Genomic DNA, 17,376 nt, shown 5'->3' on the forward strand with positions numbered 1-17,376 from the left:
GAGCTTGCCCGGCGTGTAGACAAGCTGGCAAGGCGTGACGACAGGCCGGCCAAGCATGACGGGCAGCCGGCCGAGCGCAAGGATCTGCCACCCGTTGCAAGGATCAGCCGGTCTGGCATGACGATCAGCTGATCAACTGCGGGCTACAGGCTCCTCAAGGGCTACAGGCTGCACAAGCGAACTACAAGCTCTACAAGCTGCTCTGGCGCGCATTACAAGCTGGCCAGGCGCAAGGTCGCGGCTGGCGGCTTAGCGAATAGCGAATAGCAGATAGCGGGTAGCAGGTAGCAGCAGGCCGCCCCCGAGGTGCGCGCACAGGTGGCCCGCGCAGCAGGTGATCGCTACCGGAGCCAGACGCGCACGATATGCATGCGCCCGGTCATCTGCCGTTCAGTGCTGCATGGGTGACCCTGCCGGTGTCGGCGTCGGCGTCGGTGCCGGCACTGTCGGCGCGGGCGGTTCGGGTACGCCGTCGGTCTTGCTGCGCAGAACCCGGGGCGTGCCGCGGAAATCGGCCGTATGCAGGGTGACGGGGCGGCGCCAGACGCGGGCGATATACGCGAGCACCTGTTCCGCCCGCTCCAGGTCCAGGCCGCGTCCATCGCGCTGGTGATCGTGGCGCAGCACCAGGCTGCCGTCGTCGTTGAGCAGGGTGGCGGCGATGCAGGGCGCGCCATAGTTGTACTTGGGCGCCAGGATAGCTTCGCGGATGGCCCGCAAGTCGCGGTTGGCCAGGCGCGTCTCGCCGTCGCGGCGGCTTTCATGCACGAACAGGCCCAGGCGGTCGGCCAGTTCCCCGTCCAGATAGTTGCGTATGAAACTGAAATCATCATCGTCGCGGCAGATCTGGCGCGCCTGCGCCAATCCCTCGCACTCGATGATGTGTTCCCACATGCAAAAGCCCAAGTGGTAGGGATTGACGGCCAGCGCCTGCTGGTGCTCGCCCGCGTAGGGGCGCACCACGTCCGAATGCGACTTGATGGCGGACAGATACAGTGCGGGCGGCAGGAAACGGGCTTCGCGCAGCAGCCGCGCATGCCAGTACGAGGCCCAGCCTTCGTTCATGATCTGGCAGGCGTACACGGGATAGAAGTAAAACGACTCTTCGCGCACGGCCAGGAAAATGTCGCGCTCCCAGTCGGCCAGTTCCGGTCCGTATCGAGCGATGAACCACAGCAAGTCGTACTCGGCTTGCGGCGGCAGGAGCGGGCGCTGCGCCAGCCGCGCCCTGGCCGCCTCGTGCGCCTCCAGCGCGGCCGCTTCGCCCGGCAGGCGCCGGTAGCGCTGCGCAAAAGGATCGTCAACGCCGGTCCTGTCTTGCTTGCCGGTCACACCGGCGGGTGCGGATGGTGCGGCATAGGGAGGACGGTGCAGCTCGGCGTGGATGTCCACGTGCTGTTCCAGCGCCAGTGCCGCGTCGAGCACGGCCTCGACCGCCTCCTGTCCGTGGCGTTGCAGCGCCGCTTCGAGACGCTGCGCCCGTGCCGCGCTCTGTTCCAGGATGTGCTGGCCCGCCATGGCGCCGAACCGGAGGAACAGGGCATTGCGGCTGGCAAAGTCGGCATGGCCCAGCACATGCGCCGTGACGAGGGTATTTTCTGCAATAGAATTGTGTTCGGCCATGTAGGCATGGCAAGGGTCGCCGGGAAACATGACCTCGAACATATGCGAGTTGCCCATCTTTTGGTGCACGAGCTGGTGGATGTAGCGCACGCCGAACGACCAGTGACGCATGCGCACGGGCAAGCCATAAATGGCGATTTCGGCCATGAAACTGTCCGGCACCAGCTCGAATTCGACGGGGGCAAATTCCAGGCCCAGTTGGCGCGCCAGCGCTTCGATGCGCGCCGCGTAGCCGTCCAGTCCCGCTGACTCTGGCGTATTCGCCATATCTGGCATGCCTGCAATTGCTGTTGCCGTGTCGCCTGTTGTCGCTGCCGTGCCGCCGTGGAGGGCGGGCGGTGTCGCCGGACCAGGCTCCGCAGCCGGCCGTGGGGCGGATTGCGGACTGGGCCGCGTCATGGGGTTTCCTCCGCGTCGGCCGCCTCGTGCTGGAAAAAGGTGCGGATGGCGGCCCACACATCGTCGGGTTTGCTGAGCAGGCTGCTGTGCAGGGGCAAGCCGCGCCGTTCCTGTTCGGCAAACAGGCTGTGCATCTCCGTTTCCAGGCTGCGCGGTACGCCGGGCAAGGTTTCCACATAGCCTATATAGTTGAGCAAGGCGGCCAGTTCGCCCAGGGCCACGCTGGCCGGCGCCCGGTCTTCGCTGAAATTCTCGCCGTCGGAAGCATAGAACAGGTAGGTGTTGTAGCGGCCCGGCGCGTAGTGCTCTTTCAGCAGGTCGCGGCTCAGGCAAAAGGCCGTGGAGGCCATGGTGCCGCCCATGCCGTTGACCTGGAAGAACTCGGCTTCGGAAAATTCCCAAGCCCGCGTCGTATGGGCGATGAAGCGCGTTTCCACGCGCGCATACCGGCGGCGCAAGCCTTGCAAGGCAAAGAAAAAGAAGGACTTGGCCAGCCTGCGCTCGGCCTGCGCCATGCTGGCCGACACGTCCAGCACGAAAAACACGACGGCATTCGCGCTGGGCCGGGGCTGCGGCAGCACCTGGCGGTAGCGCAAGTCCTCGTTGGTGAAGGGCACGGGCTGCGCTTGCACCGCACGCCGCTTGATGGCTTCCTTGACGGTGCGCCGCCGGTCCAGGCGCGAACGGGCGCCATGCCGGTCCAGGCCGCTACGCACGAGCCGTACCTCGTCGATCGCGCCCAGGTGGCGCGGTTTCAGGTGGGGCAGGGCGAAGGCGTCCCACAGCCAGTCTAGGATGTCGTCGATGGGGAACTCCAGCAGCAGGCGCACCGTCCCCTCGCCATTGCCTCCTTCGCCTTGCGTCCCGGTCTCGTCCGTGGTGGCGGGACGCGCGGGGCGCAGGATATCGCCGGGCTGGCCGTCCCCTTGGCCCGCGCCCACGCTGTTGCGCGCGGGCGCCAGGCGGAAACGCGCATGTTCGAGCAGGCGCATGGGCACGTGCACCGTGCGCTGCTGCGGTCCGCCGATCAGGTCGGGCGTGGCGATCAGCTCGGGCAAGTGCGCCTGCACGGCTTCTCGCACTTTCTGGTTGTGGCGCAGCCAGTCGCGCGCGCCGCGCGAGAACAGCGCATACCACGGCTGGGCCAGGGCCGGCGCGGCCGAAACCGGGGCTGCTCCGCCTGCAGCGCCTGCTGCGGCGTCGCGCGCTGGGCCGCCATCGTGGTTGCCGCTGCCTGGCGAGGTGGTGGCGGACATGGCTATTCCTGCGCCAGCAAGGTGGTCACGTAGTTGAGCGCTTCGCGCGCGCTATGGGCGTCATAGCCATATTCGTCGACCAGGCGCTGCTCGACGGCGGAAATCCTGGCCCGCACGTCGTCATCGGGGCGCTTTGCGGAGCCCACCAGGCGCAGCACGTCGCGCCGCTGCTCGAACAGGTATTGCTGGATGGCGTCGTGCAGCTGCGCATGGCTGGCCAGGCCAAACGCTTCTCCCCGCTTGAACGCGCTCATGGCCTTGCGTACCACTTCTTGCCGGAACGACTGCTTGCCCGAGTCGCTGATATGGATTTTTTCTTCCACGGCGCGCAGGAAGCGCTCGTCGGGACGGCGCTCTTCGCTGGTGATGGGATCGCGGATCTGGCGGTTGTCCAGCATGGCTTCCACTTCATCGAGGTATTTGTTCAGCAAGTCTTGTGCTTCTTGCTCAAATGAAACGAACAAGGCCTTGTGCACATCGGCCTTGACCCAGCGGTTATAGAAATCCTTGCGCGTGAGTACCAGGTAATCGACCCACTTGCGCTTGCGCCGGGGCTCGATGCGCGCATCGTTTTCAATGCCATCCTTCAGGGCCAGCAGCACGTCCATGGTGGAAAGGCTGTTGCGCTGGGCGGAAATGATGGCGTGCGACAGGGCATTGATGACGAAACGGGGAGACACGCCCGACAGGCCTTCGTCCGGCGCCTTGTCGCGCTCGCGCATGCGGCGGATGTCGGCCGGTTGCAGGTCGTCGACGTCCTCGTCCGCGTAGATGCGCAGCTTCTTGACCAGTTCGGCTTCCTTGTCGTCCGCTTCGGGCAAGCGGCTGAGGATGGCAAACACGGCTGCCGCATGCAGCACGTGCGGGTCGAGGTGCACGTCGCGGAAGGCGGGCGCGGCCGCCAGGATCAGCTTGCGGTAGATGCGTGCTTCCTCGCGGTAATTGAGCGTGTACGGCACTTGCACGATGACCATGCGGTCGAGCAGCGCCTCATTCTCGCTTTCTTGCAGGAATTTGCGAAATTCAGCCAGATTCGTGTGCGCGAGAATGGTTTCATCGAGGTAGATCAGGGGGAAACGCGACACCTTGACATTCTTTTCCTGCGTGAGGGTCAGCAGCAGGTAGAGGAATTCCCGCTTGACCTTGAGGATCTCGATCATTTCCAGCATGCCGCGGCTGGCCGCATACACGGCGCCGGACCACGACCAGGCGCGTGGATCGCCTTCGTCGCCGTACTGCGCCACTTTCGACAGGTCGACGGAGCCCACCAGGTCGGCCAGGTCGGCCGTGGTGGGGTCGTGCGGCGCATACGTGCCGATGCCGCAGCGGCCCGCCTCGGACAGATGGATGCGCTCGACGGGCATGCGCAGGAAGTCGCCCCCGTACTGTTCTTCCAGGCGTGTGCGGCAGTGGGGGCACAGGTCGCCATGCAGCTCGGCATCATAGCTGGCGCGAAAGTCAGCGCGCATGCTGTGCGGCACCAGGTGCAGCGGCGATTCGTGAACGGGACAGCCGGCGATGCCGTACAGCGCCCCCTCGCTGCTGTGGCTGTATTCTTCCAGGCCCCGCTTGAGCAGGATCACCATGGTCGACTTGCCGCCCGATGGCGGGCCCAGCAACAGCAACATGCGCCGGCCCACCTCGGAACCGGCCGCGGCCGCCTTGAAGTAGGCGGCAACGCGGTCGATCGCTTCGTCGATGCCGAACAGCTCGTCGTCGAACAAGCGGCAGCGGAAGCGCCCGCTGTCATCGGTGTGGCCGTTCCAGCGCATCATGTCCCACAGGTACTGGTGCGCGCTGCGCGCCAGCAGGGCTGCCCGGCCCGGCAAGATCTGCTCGAGGAAGTCGGCAAAACTGCCGCGCCAGGGGCTGATGCGGTGTTTTTCCGCCCAGGCCGCCATGCCGAGCACGAAACCCGCATGCTGGGCGGCGTGCGGGCCGGTGGCTTCTGCGCCAGCAGTGCCTGCCAGCTCGCCCGCAGGCGCTGTTGCCGCAGGCGCGTTGTCGTCGGATTGGCGTGTCATACCAGGGCTCGTCATTGTTTCCCCATCCATACCGTTGCTGCCGTTGCTGCCGTGGGGCAGGCCCAGTTCCAGCGTGTCGGCCAAGTATACGGCGCCGCCTCTGCCCGCACGCCTGATCTCGCTCAACCTTGACGAGGGAACTATTTTTGTCTTCGCCGCCCTCTGGTGAGGCAGGCCAGCCGTGCGCCAGCGTAGTTGAATCCAGATCAATACCGGCTGGCGCGGCCCGCCCACACTGGAAGCTTGCAGCGACCCACGAGGAGAACATGATGATAGGCAATGAAAATGGTTTCAGCGCCCCGCCTGGCAGCAGCGGCAGGGGACAAAGCGCCGACGATGAAGAGGCCGTCGGTCAATTTTCCGTCCCAGGCGACGACGACAATGCGGCCGAGAGCGCATCCGTCTCGGACGTGCCCGACGCCTTGAGCGGCGTCAGCATGGAATTGCTGGAAATCAAGCGCAGCATCGAAGACGGCATGCGCCAAAGCATCTCCCAGGCGAGCGGCGTGCGCGCGGCCGATGCCTTCAGCGATGGCGGCAATATCCAGGGTGTGTCCATCGGCCTGGGCGAGGGGGCCAGCGACAGCTCGTCGGGCGAACCGGGCTTGCCGGCCCTGACCCTGTACGTGGCCGAACCCACGTCCGTCGACCGCGCCAAGGCCGCCATCGTGGGCGCCATGGGCGTGCGCGCCGTGGCCAGCGACAAGGTGCCCGTCAACATCGTCGTCACGGGCGTGATCGATGCGCAACCGCACCGCTTCCGTCTGCGCCCGGCGCCGGGTGGGGTGTCGGTCGGGCATTTCCGCATCACGGCCGGCACCATCGGCTGCCTGGCCGTGGGGCGCAGCGCGCCGCGCAACAGCCGCCTGATGATACTGAGCAATAATCATGTACTGGCCAATTCCAACGGCGGCGTGTTCAACGATTGCATCGTGCAGCCTGGCCCCATCGACGGCGGCCGCTGTCCGCAAGACCAGGTGGCCGTGCTTGAGCGTTTCGTGCCCATCAATTTCAGCGGCGGCGTCAACTTTGTCGACTGCGCCACCGGCTGGGCCTGGCCTGACCGGGTGCGGCCCGAACTGGTTTACCTGAGCGGCGGCGTGCCTGCCTATTTCCGCATCAGCAATGCGCTGGTGGCGCCTGCGCTGGGCATGCTGGTCGGTAAATCCGGGCGCACGACGCAATTGACGCAGGGCCGCATCACGGGGCTGGGCGCCACCATCAACGTCAACTACGGCGGCGGCCGGATTGCGCTATTCCAGGACCAGATCGCCATCACGGGCGTCAGCGGGGCGTTCAGCGCGGGCGGCGATTCCGGCTCGTCCATTTGGACCTGGAACCAGCAGCGCAATCCCGTGGGCCTGCTGTTTGCCGGCGGCGGCAACATCACGTTTGCCAACCAGATGCGGCGCGTGGTGGTGGCGCTCGACATCAATTTGTACACTTGAGTACGCTTTCAGAAGCAAGCGGGCGCGTCACGCCGCCTTGCATAACGCTGCCTTTTGCACGATGATGATTGAGGGCCTGTGCCGGCTGCGAGCGTCGCCTGATGCGTCTTCCTGAGCGTCTTTGCCGGGGCAGGCTGCTGGCAGGAGCAGCCGCCTGCGTGCCCGGCGAAGCGCGCGGCGGCGCCCGATGACCGGGTGTATCATGGAATGCATCAGGAGGGTGTGTCATGTCAAACAGTAAATTTGCACAATCGCCATATGCCGTCTTCGAGGATGCCGCCATGCCGTATTTGCCGGACGAGCCCCTTGGCCAGGGCGCTGCCGGCGCAGGGTACGCCCCTGCCGTGCCCCAGGGCCGGCTGGAAGCGGCCAAGCGGCGCAATGAGCGGGCGCTGATGGCCATCGACGGCGTGGAAGGCGTGAGCCTGGGACGCAACGCCGTCGGCAAGGAAGCGCTCGTCGTGTATCTGCGCGACTCGTCCGTCAAGCGGCGCGTGCCCTTGCAGGTCGAAGGCTATCCGGTGGAAACGAGCATCACGGGCCAGATCGACATCCAGCGCTGGTAGCGCGCTGGCGCGGCGGGCTTGCCTTCACGCCAATCAGAAGCTTACCCGCGGCTTGCCCGCCAGCGAGGCAGCAGGCGGGCAGAGGGGCAGGCCGTGCTTCGGCGCGTTTGGATCGGCCACCGCGTGGCAGGTTATGATGCGGCTGGTGCCCATCCCGCGGGCCGTTGCGGCGGAGGGCCCGGTTCACTGGCGGCCCTCCTGAACCTTCGCCCTCCTTGCCAAGCCGCTGGTCTTGCCGGCGCGCCTTATTTGCTCAGGCGGCCGATCGCTTCGGCCACGCCCGCGCCATAAGCGGGGTCGCACAGGGTGCAGTTGCCGATGTGGCGTTGCTTGACTTGCTCCGAGGCGCCGGAAATGGCGCGCGCCGTGTTGTCGAACAAGGCTTGCTGCTGTGCCGGGCTCATCAAGCGGAACAGGGCGCGTGGCTGCGAATAGTAATCCTCGTCGACGCGGTGGTTCCAGTGGTCGGCCGCGCCTTCGATGCTCAATGGCGGTTCGCGGAAATCGGGCTGCTCGGCCCATTCCTGCTCGCTGTTCGGCTCGTAGCCCAAGGTTCCGCCCTGGTTGCCGTCCACGCGCATCTGGCCGTCGCGGTGATAACTGTGGAACGGGCATTTCGGCGCATTGACGGGAATATGGCTGTGGTTGACACCGAGGCGGTAACGCTGCGCGTCTCCATACGAAAACAGCCGGCCTTGCAGCATCTTGTCCGGCGAAAAGCTGATGCCGGGCACCACGTTGGCCGGGTTGAAGGCCGCTTGTTCCACTTCGGCAAAGTGATTGTCCGCATTGCGGTTCAGTTCCAGCACGCCCACTTCGATCAGCGGATAGTCGCCGTGCGGCCACACCTTCGACAGGTCGAACGGGTTGAGGTGATACGTGCCTGCCTCTTTTTCCGGCATGATCTGCACGTACAGGGTCCAGCGGGGGAAATCCTTGTTTTCGATGCTTTCGTACAGGTCGCGGTGCGAGCTTTCGCGGTCCTTGCCCACCAGTTCCTCGGCTTCGGCATCCGTCAGGTTTTGAATGCCTTGCTGGGTCTTAAACGTGAACTTGACCCAGAAACGTTCGTTTTGCGCATTCAGGAAGCTGAAGGTATGGCTGCCGAAACCGTGCATGTGGCGGAAGCTGCGCGGCAAGCCCCGGTCGCTCATCACCACCGTCACCTGGTGCAGCGCTTCGGGCAGCGAGGTCCAGAAATCCCAGTTGCTGTTAGCGCTGCGCAAGCCCGTGCGGGGATCGCGCTTGATCGCGTGGTTCAGATCGGGAAATTTGAGGGGGTCGCGCATGAAGAAGACGGGCGTATTGTTGCCGACCAGGTCCCAGTTGCCTTCTTCCGTGTAGAACTTCAGGGCGAAGCCGCGGATGTCGCGTTCCGCGTCCGCCGCGCCCCGTTCGCCAGCCACCGTGGAAAAGCGCGCGAACATGGGGGTTTGCTTGCCCAGGGCGCCAAAGATCTTCGCCCGCGTGTAGCGCGTGATGTCGTGCGTGACGGTAAACGTGCCATGCGCGCCGGAACCCTTGGCATGCATGCGGCGCTCGGGAATGACTTCGCGGTCGAAGTGGGCCAGCTTTTCCAGGAACCACACATCTTGCAGCAGGGCAGGGCCGCGGGGGCCGGCCGTCTGGATATTCTGGTTGTCGACTACAGGCGCGCCAAAGGCAGTGGTCAGCTTTTTCATTGGACTCTTTCTTTATAGGGAGGTCAACGGACGAGCCAGGGCCTACCCAAACACTGGCTGGGCTGAGCATTGCGAGGCGCTCACCGAGGCTGGTCCAGAGTAACAAATTTCTAAAAAGCAAATTCAGTGTAATCCATTTCGAGGCCGGCAACAGCCCCGCCGCGTCAGGGGAAGCAGCGTGCCCATCATAGCCCCTGGGCGAGGTCCAGGCCAACACGATAGCCGCGGCGCATACGGCTAGGCGGCTGACGCCGCGCGCAGGGCGGCCAGCGACCGCAGCTGCCTGCCAGGCGCGGGCAGGTTGTCCGGCGCCAGCCACTGCGCCAGCGCTTGCCGCACGGCGGGCCAGTCCCCATCGATGATGGCAAACCAGGCCGTGTCGCGGCTGCGGCCCTTGTAGACGGTGGCCTGGCGAAAGACGCCTTCGAACTGAAAGCCCAGGCGCAGCGCCGCCTGGCGCGATGGCGCATTCAGGCTGTCGCACTTCCATTCGTAGCGGCGGTACCCGAGTGTATCGAACGCGTATTGCATCAGCAGATACTGCGCTTCGGTGGACGCGGGCGTGCACTGCAGGGCTGGCGAAAACATGACATTGCCCACTTCGATGGCGCCGTTGGCCGGATCGATGCGCATCAGGGCCAAGGTGCCGACGGCCAGGCCGCTCGACAGATCGATGACGGCGAAGTGCAAGGGATCGTCGCTTTGCGCGGCCAGCGCCGCATAGGCGCGGTAGCTCTTGGCGTCGTCGAAGGGGCCGGCCAGCATGTAGGTCCAGCCGCGCTGGTCCGGCGCCTGCGCATACGCGCGGGACAGGTCTGCCGCGTGCCGGTCGGCATCCAGCGGCTCCAGGCGGCAATAGCGGCCGTGCAGGGTCAGGCGTTCGGGACGGGGGCGGGCGGACCAGTGCGGCATCGGAGCGCCGATGGCTTGCTGGAAGGAATTCTGAAACGACGACATGGATGGCTTTCTGCTGAGGTGGCCCGCACGCTGCGGTCCTGAGACAGGCAGGATAAGTGGGGCATGGCCCCATCACAAGCGCCAGTCAGTGTATATTTTATGGTGCCACGATTTCACGCCTACCCCATGAACCAGCCGCAAACGCCTCTCGAACTTCCCCTGTCCCGTGCGCCGGACGCTGCGCCCCTGCAACGGCAATTGCATGCGCGCCTGAAACACGCCATCCTCGCGGGCAGCATGCCGGCAGGTAGCCGCCTGCCCGCGTCGCGCCTGCTGGCCCAGACCCTGGGCATTGCGCGCAATACCGTCAGTGCCGTGTATGAGCAATTGGCGGTGGAAGGCTTTGTCCTTGCGGGACGGCAAGGCACCGTGGTTGCCGTCTTGCCCCAGCCTGGCGTGGCGCCGCCCGCGCCGCCCATGCCGCCGTTGGCGCGGCGCACAGTACTCCTGTCGGCCGCGCCCGTCACTGAATGTGCGCCCGCCGCGCTGCGCCCCGGCGAACCGGCCTTGCCGCAGTTTCCACTGGCGGCGTGGCGGCGCGCGCTCGATGTTGCCTGCCGCAGCGGCAGTGCCGCGCTCGCGTATGGCGAGCCGGCGGGCGAACCGGCCCTGCGCGCGGCGATCGCCCGCTATCTGGGCGTGGCGCGCGGCGTGCGTTGTCTGCCCGGGCAAATCATCATCACGGAAGGGGCGCAAGAGGCACTGGGGCTGTGCGTTCGGCTGCTGAGCAATCCTGGCGAGACGGCGTGGGTGGAAGACCCCGGCTACCGCGGCGCCAAGGCAGCCATGCGCGCGGGGGACCTGCGCATCGTGCCCATGCGTGTCGATGGGCAGGGCATGGTGGCCAGTGCCGAGGATTGGCAGGCCCGGCCACCGCGCCTCGTCTACACGACGCCGGCCCACCAATATCCGCTGGGCCCGGTGCTGTCGGCCACACGGCGCCTGCAGCTGATCGAGGCGGCGCAAGCGCATGGCGCGTGGCTGATCGAGGATGATTACGACAGTGAATTTCGCCATGCGGGCGAGCCGATCGCCGCCATGCAGGGCTTGGCCAGCCAGGGACCGGTCTTGTATGTGGGCACCTTCAGCAAGACCATGTTTCCCGCCTTGCGCCTGGGCTTTCTCGTCTTGCCGCCCGCCTTGCTGGCGGCGGCTCAGGCGCCGCTGGCCGCCATGCTGCGCGGCGGACACCGGCTGGAACAGCTGGCCATGGCGCATTTCATCGACAGCGGGCAGTATGCCCGCCACCTGGGGCGCATGCGCCGCCTGTACCGCGAGCGGCAACAAGCCTTGCGTGCGGCGCTGGCGCAGTCGTTCGACGTGCCGCACAGCATAGAGGGAGGGCATTGCGGCCTGCACCTGACTGTCCGTCTGGCTCCGCAGTATCCGGATGCCGCCATCGCCGGCGCCGCGCGCGCCTACGGCATGGCGCCCACGGCCCTGTCCAGCTTTGCGCTGGCGGCGACGCCCGCCGACAATGGCCTGGTGCTCGGCTACGGAAACACGGCGCCCGGCCTGTACGCGCCGCTGCTGAGACGCCTGGCGCAGCTGGCAAGGGCAGCGCGCCGGATGCCTGAATGAGCTAGAAACGGTTCCAGTTGTTGTGCCGGTGCTCCGTCGCTTCCTTCATCAAATGGCCTGCGCGCAGCGCGTCGCCGGCCTGCACCGTCATCGCCAGTTCCTGGATGGCGGGCGGATATTCGTGGTGGGCCGCTTCTTCCAGCAGTTCACGCCCCTTGGCCAGATCGCGCGGCACGCCGCGGCCTTCGCGGTAGGCGTTGTACAGCAGGAACATGGCATGCGGGTTGCCCAGTTCGCTGGACTTTTCCAGCCAGTGCGCGGCGGTCACGGGGTCTTTCGGCACGCCTTCGCCATTTGCCGCCAGCAAGCCCAGCATCAGGGCCGCCTTCGCATGGCCTTGCTGGGCCGCTTGCCGGTACCACAGCCACGCCTGGTCCGGAGCTGCCGCGCGCCGCATCTGGCCCAGTTCGAATGCTGCTTCCGTGTCGCCCGCGCGGGCCGCCTGTTCGAACAGGGCCAGCGCATCGGCGCGGCGTTCGGGTCGGGCCTGGTAAATCAGCGCCAGTTCCCGCTCGGCCACCGGCATGTCCTTGCTGGCCCAGCTGCGCACCTTGCGTTCGGCCAGATGGTCGCCCGCCTGGCGCGCATGCATGGCGACGGCTTCGATCTCGGCCGGCGTGGGCGGCGGCGAGGCCTGGCAGGCGGCCAGGGCAGCAGCGAGCACGACGGCAGGCAGGGAGAGTGCGTGTTTCATCTTGATCACCTTTCATTGCGGGGGCCGGAACCGTTGCAGTCCCGGCCCATGGACCTTATTTGCTCAGGTCGATGCGGTACTTGGCGAAGCCGCTGGCGTCGAGGCCGCCTTCGGCCGCCACGTTGGCAATGCCGCTGCCTTGCGCCAGCGCCAGGTGGCCCGGCGCCGAGCGCAGGATCACGGGACCGGCCGTGGCCGTCTTGACGAAGCTCCAGCTGCGCGCGCTGCCATTGGCTGCCAGGGTCACCTTGCCGCCCTTGGTGCTCAGCGACGCCAGGTAATTGCTGACCACGGCCTGGTTCGCATCGGGCGACTTGATGATGGTCTTGCTGCCATCGATGCCAGGCACGGCGCCGCCGCCACCGGCGCGGTAGTCGTTGGTAGCCACGATGAAGTCATCGCCATCGGCCACCGCCGCGCCCTTGTACGTGAGGTTGACGATGCGGCTGCCCGCCGGTTTCGTCACATCGATCTGGTACGTCAGCGCGTTGTTCTCCGCATAGAACACGTCATAGTTGTAGATCGTGCCATACGACGGCACCAGGTCCTGCTCGGCGCTGCTGGCCGGATCGATCTGGGCAAATTGCTTGGCCGACGTTTCCAGCCATGCCTTCAAGTCCGAACCCTTGATCTTCACCGCTTGCAGGTTGTTATTGCTGTACAAATACAGATCGCCCGGATTGCGCACTTGCAAGCCGACGGGGGCGGCCGGCGTCGCGCCAGCGGCCACGTCCGTGAAGTCCGATGGTCCGTTGCGGCCCGCCTTGAACGGCGCGCTGCACGAGATGACGGGGATGTTCTTGTAGCTCGACAAGGTGGCATCCGTGCTGGTGGCGATGAAGTTCTTCACGTAATCGAGCTGCGCCTGGTTGACCAGCTGGATGGCGCTCACGTCGCCCACCAGGGCAAAATAGGCGGACATCTCGAAGTCCGTGCTGATGCCCAGCGGCTGCTTGGCGTAGGCGATGGTGGCTGCATGCTCGGTGGCCACCAGCGGCGCGATGGCCGGGTCGGCTTTCACGAGGGTCTTGCCATCCGTGTACTTGAAGCCGCGCGATTCCACCGTCGTCTTGGCCGGCTGCACCACCCACTTGCCGCCCTGATAAGCCATGGTCAGCTTGATGATACCCAGACGGCGGCCCCAGCTTTGCGCCATGACGGTAGGCACGCCGTTGACGAAACCGTTAACGGCGTCGATCTTCGCGCTGGCGGGGAAGGCGGCAAACGAGGCGTCCAGGGCGGCTGCGCCTTCTTCCTTGCCTTTCGGGAAGATCAAGTGCGAATGGCCGATCATCAGCGCGTCGATGCCCGTGCTGGTCAGGTGGTAGCTGCCGTTTTCCATCTTCGGGCTGTAGGCGCTGGTGTCCAGGCCGCCATGCGACAGGGCCACGACGAGGTCGGCGCCCTTGCTGCGCAATTCCGGCACGTATTGTTTCGCCGCTTCCTGCACGCCCGTCACGCTGACCTTGCCAGCGAGCACTTTCTGGTCCCATTCGAGGATCTGCGGCGGCACAAAGCTCAGCACGCCCACATTGATTTTCACGGTCAGCTTGCTGCCATCGGGCGCCGTGGCGGCGAAATCGCGGGGCAGCACGGTGTAGGGTTGGAAGATGGGCTTGCCGCTGGACACGCCAACGACATTGCTCAGCACGGAAGGGAAGGTGGGCGCGCCGCAGGTGCCCGTCGGCTTGGCCACGCCGGGAATGCCGAAATCCGTGTTGGTGATCTGGCTCAGGTAAGCGAGGCCATAGTTGAACTCGTGGTTGCCCATGCCGCCCGCATCGTATTTCAGCGCGTTCATGGCCTTGTGCACGGCCAGCGTGCCGCTGCAAGGAACGGGCGCGGCCACGGCCTGCAGGTCTGCCAGCAGGGTGCCCTGGATGACGTCGCCGTCGTCGAGCAGCACATTGTTCGGATTTTCCGCGCGCGCCGCCTGGATCAGGGTCGACGTGCGCTCCAGGCCCAGACTCGTGTCTTCGGCCAGCGCATAGTAGTTATAACTAAGGACGTTCGAGTGGATGTCCGTGGTTTCCAGCAATGCGACGGTGACCGTCGTGCCTTCAGGAATGGCCGGTGTGGCCGGGGTATTCGAACTGCCGTTGCAACCGACGAGACCTGCACTTGCCAGCGCTGCCAGCATGACCCAATTTGTTTTCATTACCGCCCTCGGAGAGATTCAAAGGACGCGACTGTAACGCCGTCATATGACGGCGCGATGACAGCCGTGCAAGGCGCATGGAATCAAGGGCCGCCGCAGGCGGCCACGGCCTTGGCCAGCCACGCCGCATCGACGGGACCCAGGCGCCGCGTGCAGATCCGATGTTGAGAATTCACAATCACTGTGTACGGCAAGCCCTTGATTTGATTGCCAAAGGTGGGCAGCAAGGCTGGTCCGGACAAGGCTTGCGGATAGCTGGCCGGGTGGCGCCGCAGATACGCTTGCGCGGCCGGGCGCGTGTCGATGGCGATGCCGATCAGGCGTTGCCGGGGCTGGCTGGCGGCGTAGGCATGCAAGACCGGCAATTCCTGGATGCAGGGCAGGCAGTTGCTGGCCCAGAAGTTCAGCACGACGGCCTGGCCGTGGAACTGGTTCAGCCTGAGCTGGCCGTCGCCATCAAGGCGGAGCAGGTCGAAGTGCAGCGGCGCGGCGTGGGCCTGGCAGGCGAACGCCAGCAACAGTGCGGGCCAGCGCGTCATTGCGGTACCACGGCCGCATCCGTCATGCGGTAATACAGGCCCATGGGGTCGCTGGCCAGCACTTTCAGCTTGCCCTGCACGATGAAGGGCGCGTAGCTGAATTTCACGGGTGTGCGGCTCTTGATTTCCACCACGCCTTCCGGACCGGCCGGCAGGCAGTAGGGACAGCTGGCCGAGGTGACGGTGAGCAGGAAATGTTTCTGCTTTTGTCCCGCTTCCAGCGGCATCATGAAGCCTTGCACCTTGACGTCAGTATTGTCGAGCGCGCTGATTTCCGGCGTGTATTTCGGCACCATGCGGCCCTTTTTTGCCTTGACCGTGGTGGCCTGGCCCAGCAGTTTCCACGACACCACGCCGGGCAAGTCCGTCAACGGAGCGAAGAACGACGGCGGTTCATCGGCTGGCGCCGCTGCGGCGATGCCGGCCAGCAGCAGGCAGGCGCTTAAAACAAGGATTTTCAACATGGCTCTCTCCTCAGGGGCGCGCCAGGGTGGCGGCAATATCGGTGCGGTAGGCGCGCAGGGCGGGAAGGGCGGCGGCCAGCAAGCCCACGCCGGCGGCGATCACGGGCAGCCACGCTTCGCCGGCGACGATGCGCCACGCCTGCAGGTTCAGTTGCTGTTCGCTTTCCATGCTCCACTGCAGCAGCGCCACGCCGCCATGGCCCAGCAGCCAGCCCAGCGCCGCGCCCGCCAGCGACAGCAGCAAGCCTTGCGCCAGCAGCAGGCGCAGCAATGTGGCGGGCGAGGCGCCCAGGGTGCGCAGGATGGCCAGGTCGGCCTTGCGCTCTTCCAGCGCGCCGTACAGGGCCACGAACAGCGACAGGGCCGCCACCAGCAGCACGCCGGCGGCGATCGCCCGCAGCACATCGATGCCCACGCCCAGCAGATTGAACAGCCGCGCCGCCTCGAACGCGGGCTGGGCCGCCTGCAGGCGCGGCTGGCCATTCACCCAGCGGGGCAGGCTGACGGCCGCCAGCGGCGATGCATATTGCACCAGCACGGCCGTCAGTTCGCGTTCGGGGGCCGCTGCCGGCTGTTCATCGGGGTCCGTTTCATGTACTTGCCACACGGAGGCGACGGGCGTGAGGATCAGCCGGTCCAGCACCGTGCCCGTGGGCGCCAAAATGCCCGTCACCGTGTACGGCGCATGCGCGTGCAGTTCGCCGCCCACCGCCAGACCATGCGATCCCGCGAAGCGGGCGCCCAGTGTCGCGCCCGTCTCGCGCGCGGCGCGGGCGCCGAACACGGCTTGCATCGGCTGCGCGAACAGCGTCCCTTGCGCCAGGTGCGCGCCGTAATGGCCCAGCAGGGCCGTGGTGCTGCCGACAATGCGGAAACCGTGGAAATTGTCGCCCAGCGCCAGGGGGATCGCGGATTTGACCAGCGGCTGCGCGGCCAGGGCCGCCAGTGCCGAGTCCGGGATATTGCCGGTCGGAATATCGGCGTGATACACGGACGACAGGATCAATTGCAGTGGGGAACCTTTCGCGCCCACCACCAGGTCAATGCCTTGGGCATCGCGTTCCGCATGCTCCTCCAGCTGGGCGGAGACGGCGAGTATGAAGGTCATCATGGCGATGCCGATGGCGATCAGCAGCAGGTTCAGGCTAGAGGCCAGCGGCTTGTGGCGCAGCGCGCGCCAGGCCAGCGTGACCGCGTTCATGCCACGCCCCTGGCGCGCGGCAGGCGCAGCACGGCTGCGTTTGGCAAGGCGGCCAGCACCCTGGCGTCGTGGCTGGCGATCACCAGCGAGGCGCCCGCTTGCGCCGCTTGCCGGGCCAGCAGCTGCACGACGGTGGCGCAGGCATCGTCGTCGAGGTTGGCCGTCGGCTCGTCGGCCAGGATCAGTTGCGGGCGCATGACGACGGCGCGCGCGATGGCGGCCCGTTGCCGCTGGCCGCCGCTCAAGGCGTACGGGTAGGCATCGAGCTTGTCGGCCAGGCCCAGCTGGCCCAGCAGGCTGGCGGCGCGGGCCGGATCGGGCCGCTGGTCGCTGGCGTAGGCGGGCAGCAGGACATTATCGAGCACGTTCAAGCTGGGCACCAGCGCCAGTTGCTGGGGCAGCAAGCCGATGGCGCGGCCGCGCCAGCTGTCGCGCTGGCGCGGCGTGAGGCCGGGCAGGGACGTGCCCGCTACTTCGAGACGGCCCGCCTGGGGCGCCAGGATGCCGGCCAGCAAATGCAGCAAGGTCGATTTGCCGGAGCCGGACGGCCCCAGCAGCAGCGCGTGCTGTCCGATGGGCAAGTGAAAGGCGGCGATGTCCAGCACGGGGCGGGCGCTGTCATAGCCGTAGGTCAGTGAGTCGAGGTGGAGCATGGAATTCTTTCGGAAAGCTGGCCGGCGGGCAAAGATTGCCGCACAAATGCAAGTGAGCTGCATTATAATTCAAACGCAATCGACTTGCATTTAAAAATCCGCCGCGTATTGCAGCCGTATTTGCCAGCGCA

Annotated in this window: 13 protein-coding genes and 1 pseudogene; 3 read left to right on the forward strand and 11 right to left on the reverse strand. The window is 66.1% G+C overall.

What is annotated here, in order from left to right; translation table 11 throughout:
* Nucleotides 1-390: 390 nt before the first annotated feature.
* The 3 genes from VPH41_RS09845 to VPH41_RS09855 all read right to left on the reverse strand — a co-directional run bounded on the left by VPH41_RS09845 (nucleotide 391) and on the right by VPH41_RS09855 (nucleotide 5,302).
* Nucleotides 391-1,890: a SpoVR family protein gene (locus VPH41_RS09845; RefSeq protein ID WP_328569841.1), complete on the reverse strand. Its 1,500-nt coding sequence runs from the start codon at nucleotides 1,888-1,890 to the stop codon at nucleotides 391-393.
* Between the two features lie 128 nt (nucleotides 1,891-2,018).
* The gene (locus VPH41_RS09850; protein WP_328569842.1) at nucleotides 2,019-3,278 is read right to left on the reverse strand and encodes a DUF444 family protein; all 1,260 of its coding nucleotides are present in this window, start codon (nucleotides 3,276-3,278) and stop codon (nucleotides 2,019-2,021) included.
* Nucleotides 3,279-3,280: 2 nt separating this feature from the next.
* Nucleotides 3,281-5,302: a serine protein kinase gene (locus tag VPH41_RS09855; protein ID WP_328569843.1), complete on the reverse strand. Its 2,022-nt coding sequence runs from the start codon at nucleotides 5,300-5,302 to the stop codon at nucleotides 3,281-3,283.
* 266 nt (nucleotides 5,303-5,568) lie between these two features.
* On the opposite strand from VPH41_RS09855, the gene VPH41_RS09860 reads away from it, so the two are divergent.
* Together VPH41_RS09860 and VPH41_RS09865 are read left to right on the forward strand one after the other, a co-directional pair.
* Nucleotides 5,569-6,750: a hypothetical protein gene (locus VPH41_RS09860; RefSeq protein WP_328569844.1), complete on the forward strand. Its 1,182-nt coding sequence runs from the start codon at nucleotides 5,569-5,571 to the stop codon at nucleotides 6,748-6,750.
* Nucleotides 6,751-6,977: 227 nt separating this feature from the next.
* Nucleotides 6,978-7,316 (forward strand): hypothetical protein, encoded by a 339-nt coding sequence (locus tag VPH41_RS09865; RefSeq protein WP_328569845.1) that lies wholly within the window; start codon nucleotides 6,978-6,980, stop codon nucleotides 7,314-7,316.
* A 245-nt stretch (nucleotides 7,317-7,561) separates the two neighbouring features.
* Here VPH41_RS09865 and VPH41_RS09870 read toward each other — a convergent pair whose 3' ends face one another.
* A complete protein-coding gene (locus tag VPH41_RS09870) occupies nucleotides 7,562-8,998 on the reverse strand; it encodes a catalase (protein WP_328569846.1) in 1,437 nt (478 codons plus the stop codon).
* Nucleotides 8,999-9,241: 243 nt separating this feature from the next.
* A pseudogene (locus VPH41_RS09875) lies at nucleotides 9,242-10,028 on the reverse strand (GNAT family N-acetyltransferase); the annotation flags it as partial.
* 26 nt (nucleotides 10,029-10,054) lie between these two features.
* On the opposite strand from VPH41_RS09875, the gene pdxR reads away from it, so the two are divergent.
* Entirely contained in the window at nucleotides 10,055-11,536 is a 1,482-nt protein-coding gene (gene pdxR, locus VPH41_RS09880; RefSeq protein WP_442906248.1) for a MocR-like pyridoxine biosynthesis transcription factor PdxR, read from the forward strand.
* A 1-nt stretch (nucleotide 11,537) separates the two neighbouring features.
* Here the strand turns inward: pdxR and VPH41_RS09885 are convergent, their stop codons facing one another.
* The 6 genes from VPH41_RS09885 to VPH41_RS09910 form a co-directional block, all read right to left on the reverse strand.
* A complete protein-coding gene (locus VPH41_RS09885; RefSeq protein WP_328569848.1) occupies nucleotides 11,538-12,230 on the reverse strand; it encodes a tetratricopeptide repeat protein in 693 nt (230 codons plus the stop codon).
* A gap of 55 nt (nucleotides 12,231-12,285) precedes the next feature.
* The gene (locus tag VPH41_RS09890; protein WP_328569849.1) at nucleotides 12,286-14,388 is read right to left on the reverse strand and encodes a bifunctional 2',3'-cyclic-nucleotide 2'-phosphodiesterase/3'-nucleotidase; all 2,103 of its coding nucleotides are present in this window, start codon (nucleotides 14,386-14,388) and stop codon (nucleotides 12,286-12,288) included.
* Between the two features lie 83 nt (nucleotides 14,389-14,471).
* Nucleotides 14,472-14,927, reverse strand: coding sequence for a TlpA disulfide reductase family protein (locus tag VPH41_RS09895; protein ID WP_328569850.1), 456 nt, complete (start codon nucleotides 14,925-14,927; stop codon nucleotides 14,472-14,474).
* The gene (locus VPH41_RS09900) at nucleotides 14,924-15,391 is read right to left on the reverse strand and encodes a DUF3299 domain-containing protein (RefSeq protein ID WP_152281024.1); all 468 of its coding nucleotides are present in this window, start codon (nucleotides 15,389-15,391) and stop codon (nucleotides 14,924-14,926) included. The genes VPH41_RS09895 and VPH41_RS09900 overlap by 4 nt, the downstream gene beginning before the upstream one ends.
* 10 nt (nucleotides 15,392-15,401) lie before the next feature.
* The gene (locus tag VPH41_RS09905; protein WP_328569851.1) at nucleotides 15,402-16,592 is read right to left on the reverse strand and encodes an FtsX-like permease family protein; all 1,191 of its coding nucleotides are present in this window, start codon (nucleotides 16,590-16,592) and stop codon (nucleotides 15,402-15,404) included.
* A complete protein-coding gene (locus tag VPH41_RS09910; protein WP_328569852.1) occupies nucleotides 16,589-17,245 on the reverse strand; it encodes an ABC transporter ATP-binding protein in 657 nt (218 codons plus the stop codon). The genes VPH41_RS09905 and VPH41_RS09910 overlap by 4 nt, the downstream gene beginning before the upstream one ends.
* Between the last annotated feature and the right edge of the window lie 131 nt (nucleotides 17,246-17,376).

The organism is Janthinobacterium sp. P210006 (genome assembly GCF_036231885.1).
Taxonomy (GTDB): Bacteria; Pseudomonadota; Gammaproteobacteria; order Burkholderiales; family Burkholderiaceae_D; genus Janthinobacterium; species Janthinobacterium violaceinigrum.

Bases quoted from the DNA above. Each gene is read 5' to 3' on its own strand.
- VPH41_RS09845 (WP_328569841.1), bottom strand. From the start codon at position 1,890: ATGGCGAATACGCCAGAGTCAGCGGGACTGGACGGCTACGCGGCGCGC.
- VPH41_RS09850 (WP_328569842.1), bottom strand. From the start codon at position 3,278: ATGTCCGCCACCACCTCGCCAGGCAGCGGCAACCACGATGGCGGCCCA.
- VPH41_RS09855 (WP_328569843.1), bottom strand. From the start codon at position 5,302: ATGACACGCCAATCCGACGACAACGCGCCTGCGGCAACAGCGCCTGCG.
- VPH41_RS09860 (WP_328569844.1), top strand. From the start codon at position 5,569: ATGATGATAGGCAATGAAAATGGTTTCAGCGCCCCGCCTGGCAGCAGC.
- VPH41_RS09865 (WP_328569845.1), top strand. From the start codon at position 6,978: ATGTCAAACAGTAAATTTGCACAATCGCCATATGCCGTCTTCGAGGAT.
- VPH41_RS09870 (WP_328569846.1), bottom strand. From the start codon at position 8,998: ATGAAAAAGCTGACCACTGCCTTTGGCGCGCCTGTAGTCGACAACCAG.
- pdxR (WP_442906248.1), top strand. From the start codon at position 10,055: ATGGTGCCACGATTTCACGCCTACCCCATGAACCAGCCGCAAACGCCT.
- VPH41_RS09885 (WP_328569848.1), bottom strand. From the start codon at position 12,230: ATGAAACACGCACTCTCCCTGCCTGCCGTCGTGCTCGCTGCTGCCCTG.
- VPH41_RS09890 (WP_328569849.1), bottom strand. From the start codon at position 14,388: ATGAAAACAAATTGGGTCATGCTGGCAGCGCTGGCAAGTGCAGGTCTC.
- VPH41_RS09895 (WP_328569850.1), bottom strand. From the start codon at position 14,927: ATGACGCGCTGGCCCGCACTGTTGCTGGCGTTCGCCTGCCAGGCCCAC.
- VPH41_RS09900 (WP_152281024.1), bottom strand. From the start codon at position 15,391: ATGTTGAAAATCCTTGTTTTAAGCGCCTGCCTGCTGCTGGCCGGCATC.
- VPH41_RS09905 (WP_328569851.1), bottom strand. From the start codon at position 16,592: ATGAACGCGGTCACGCTGGCCTGGCGCGCGCTGCGCCACAAGCCGCTG.
- VPH41_RS09910 (WP_328569852.1), bottom strand. From the start codon at position 17,245: ATGCTCCACCTCGACTCACTGACCTACGGCTATGACAGCGCCCGCCCC.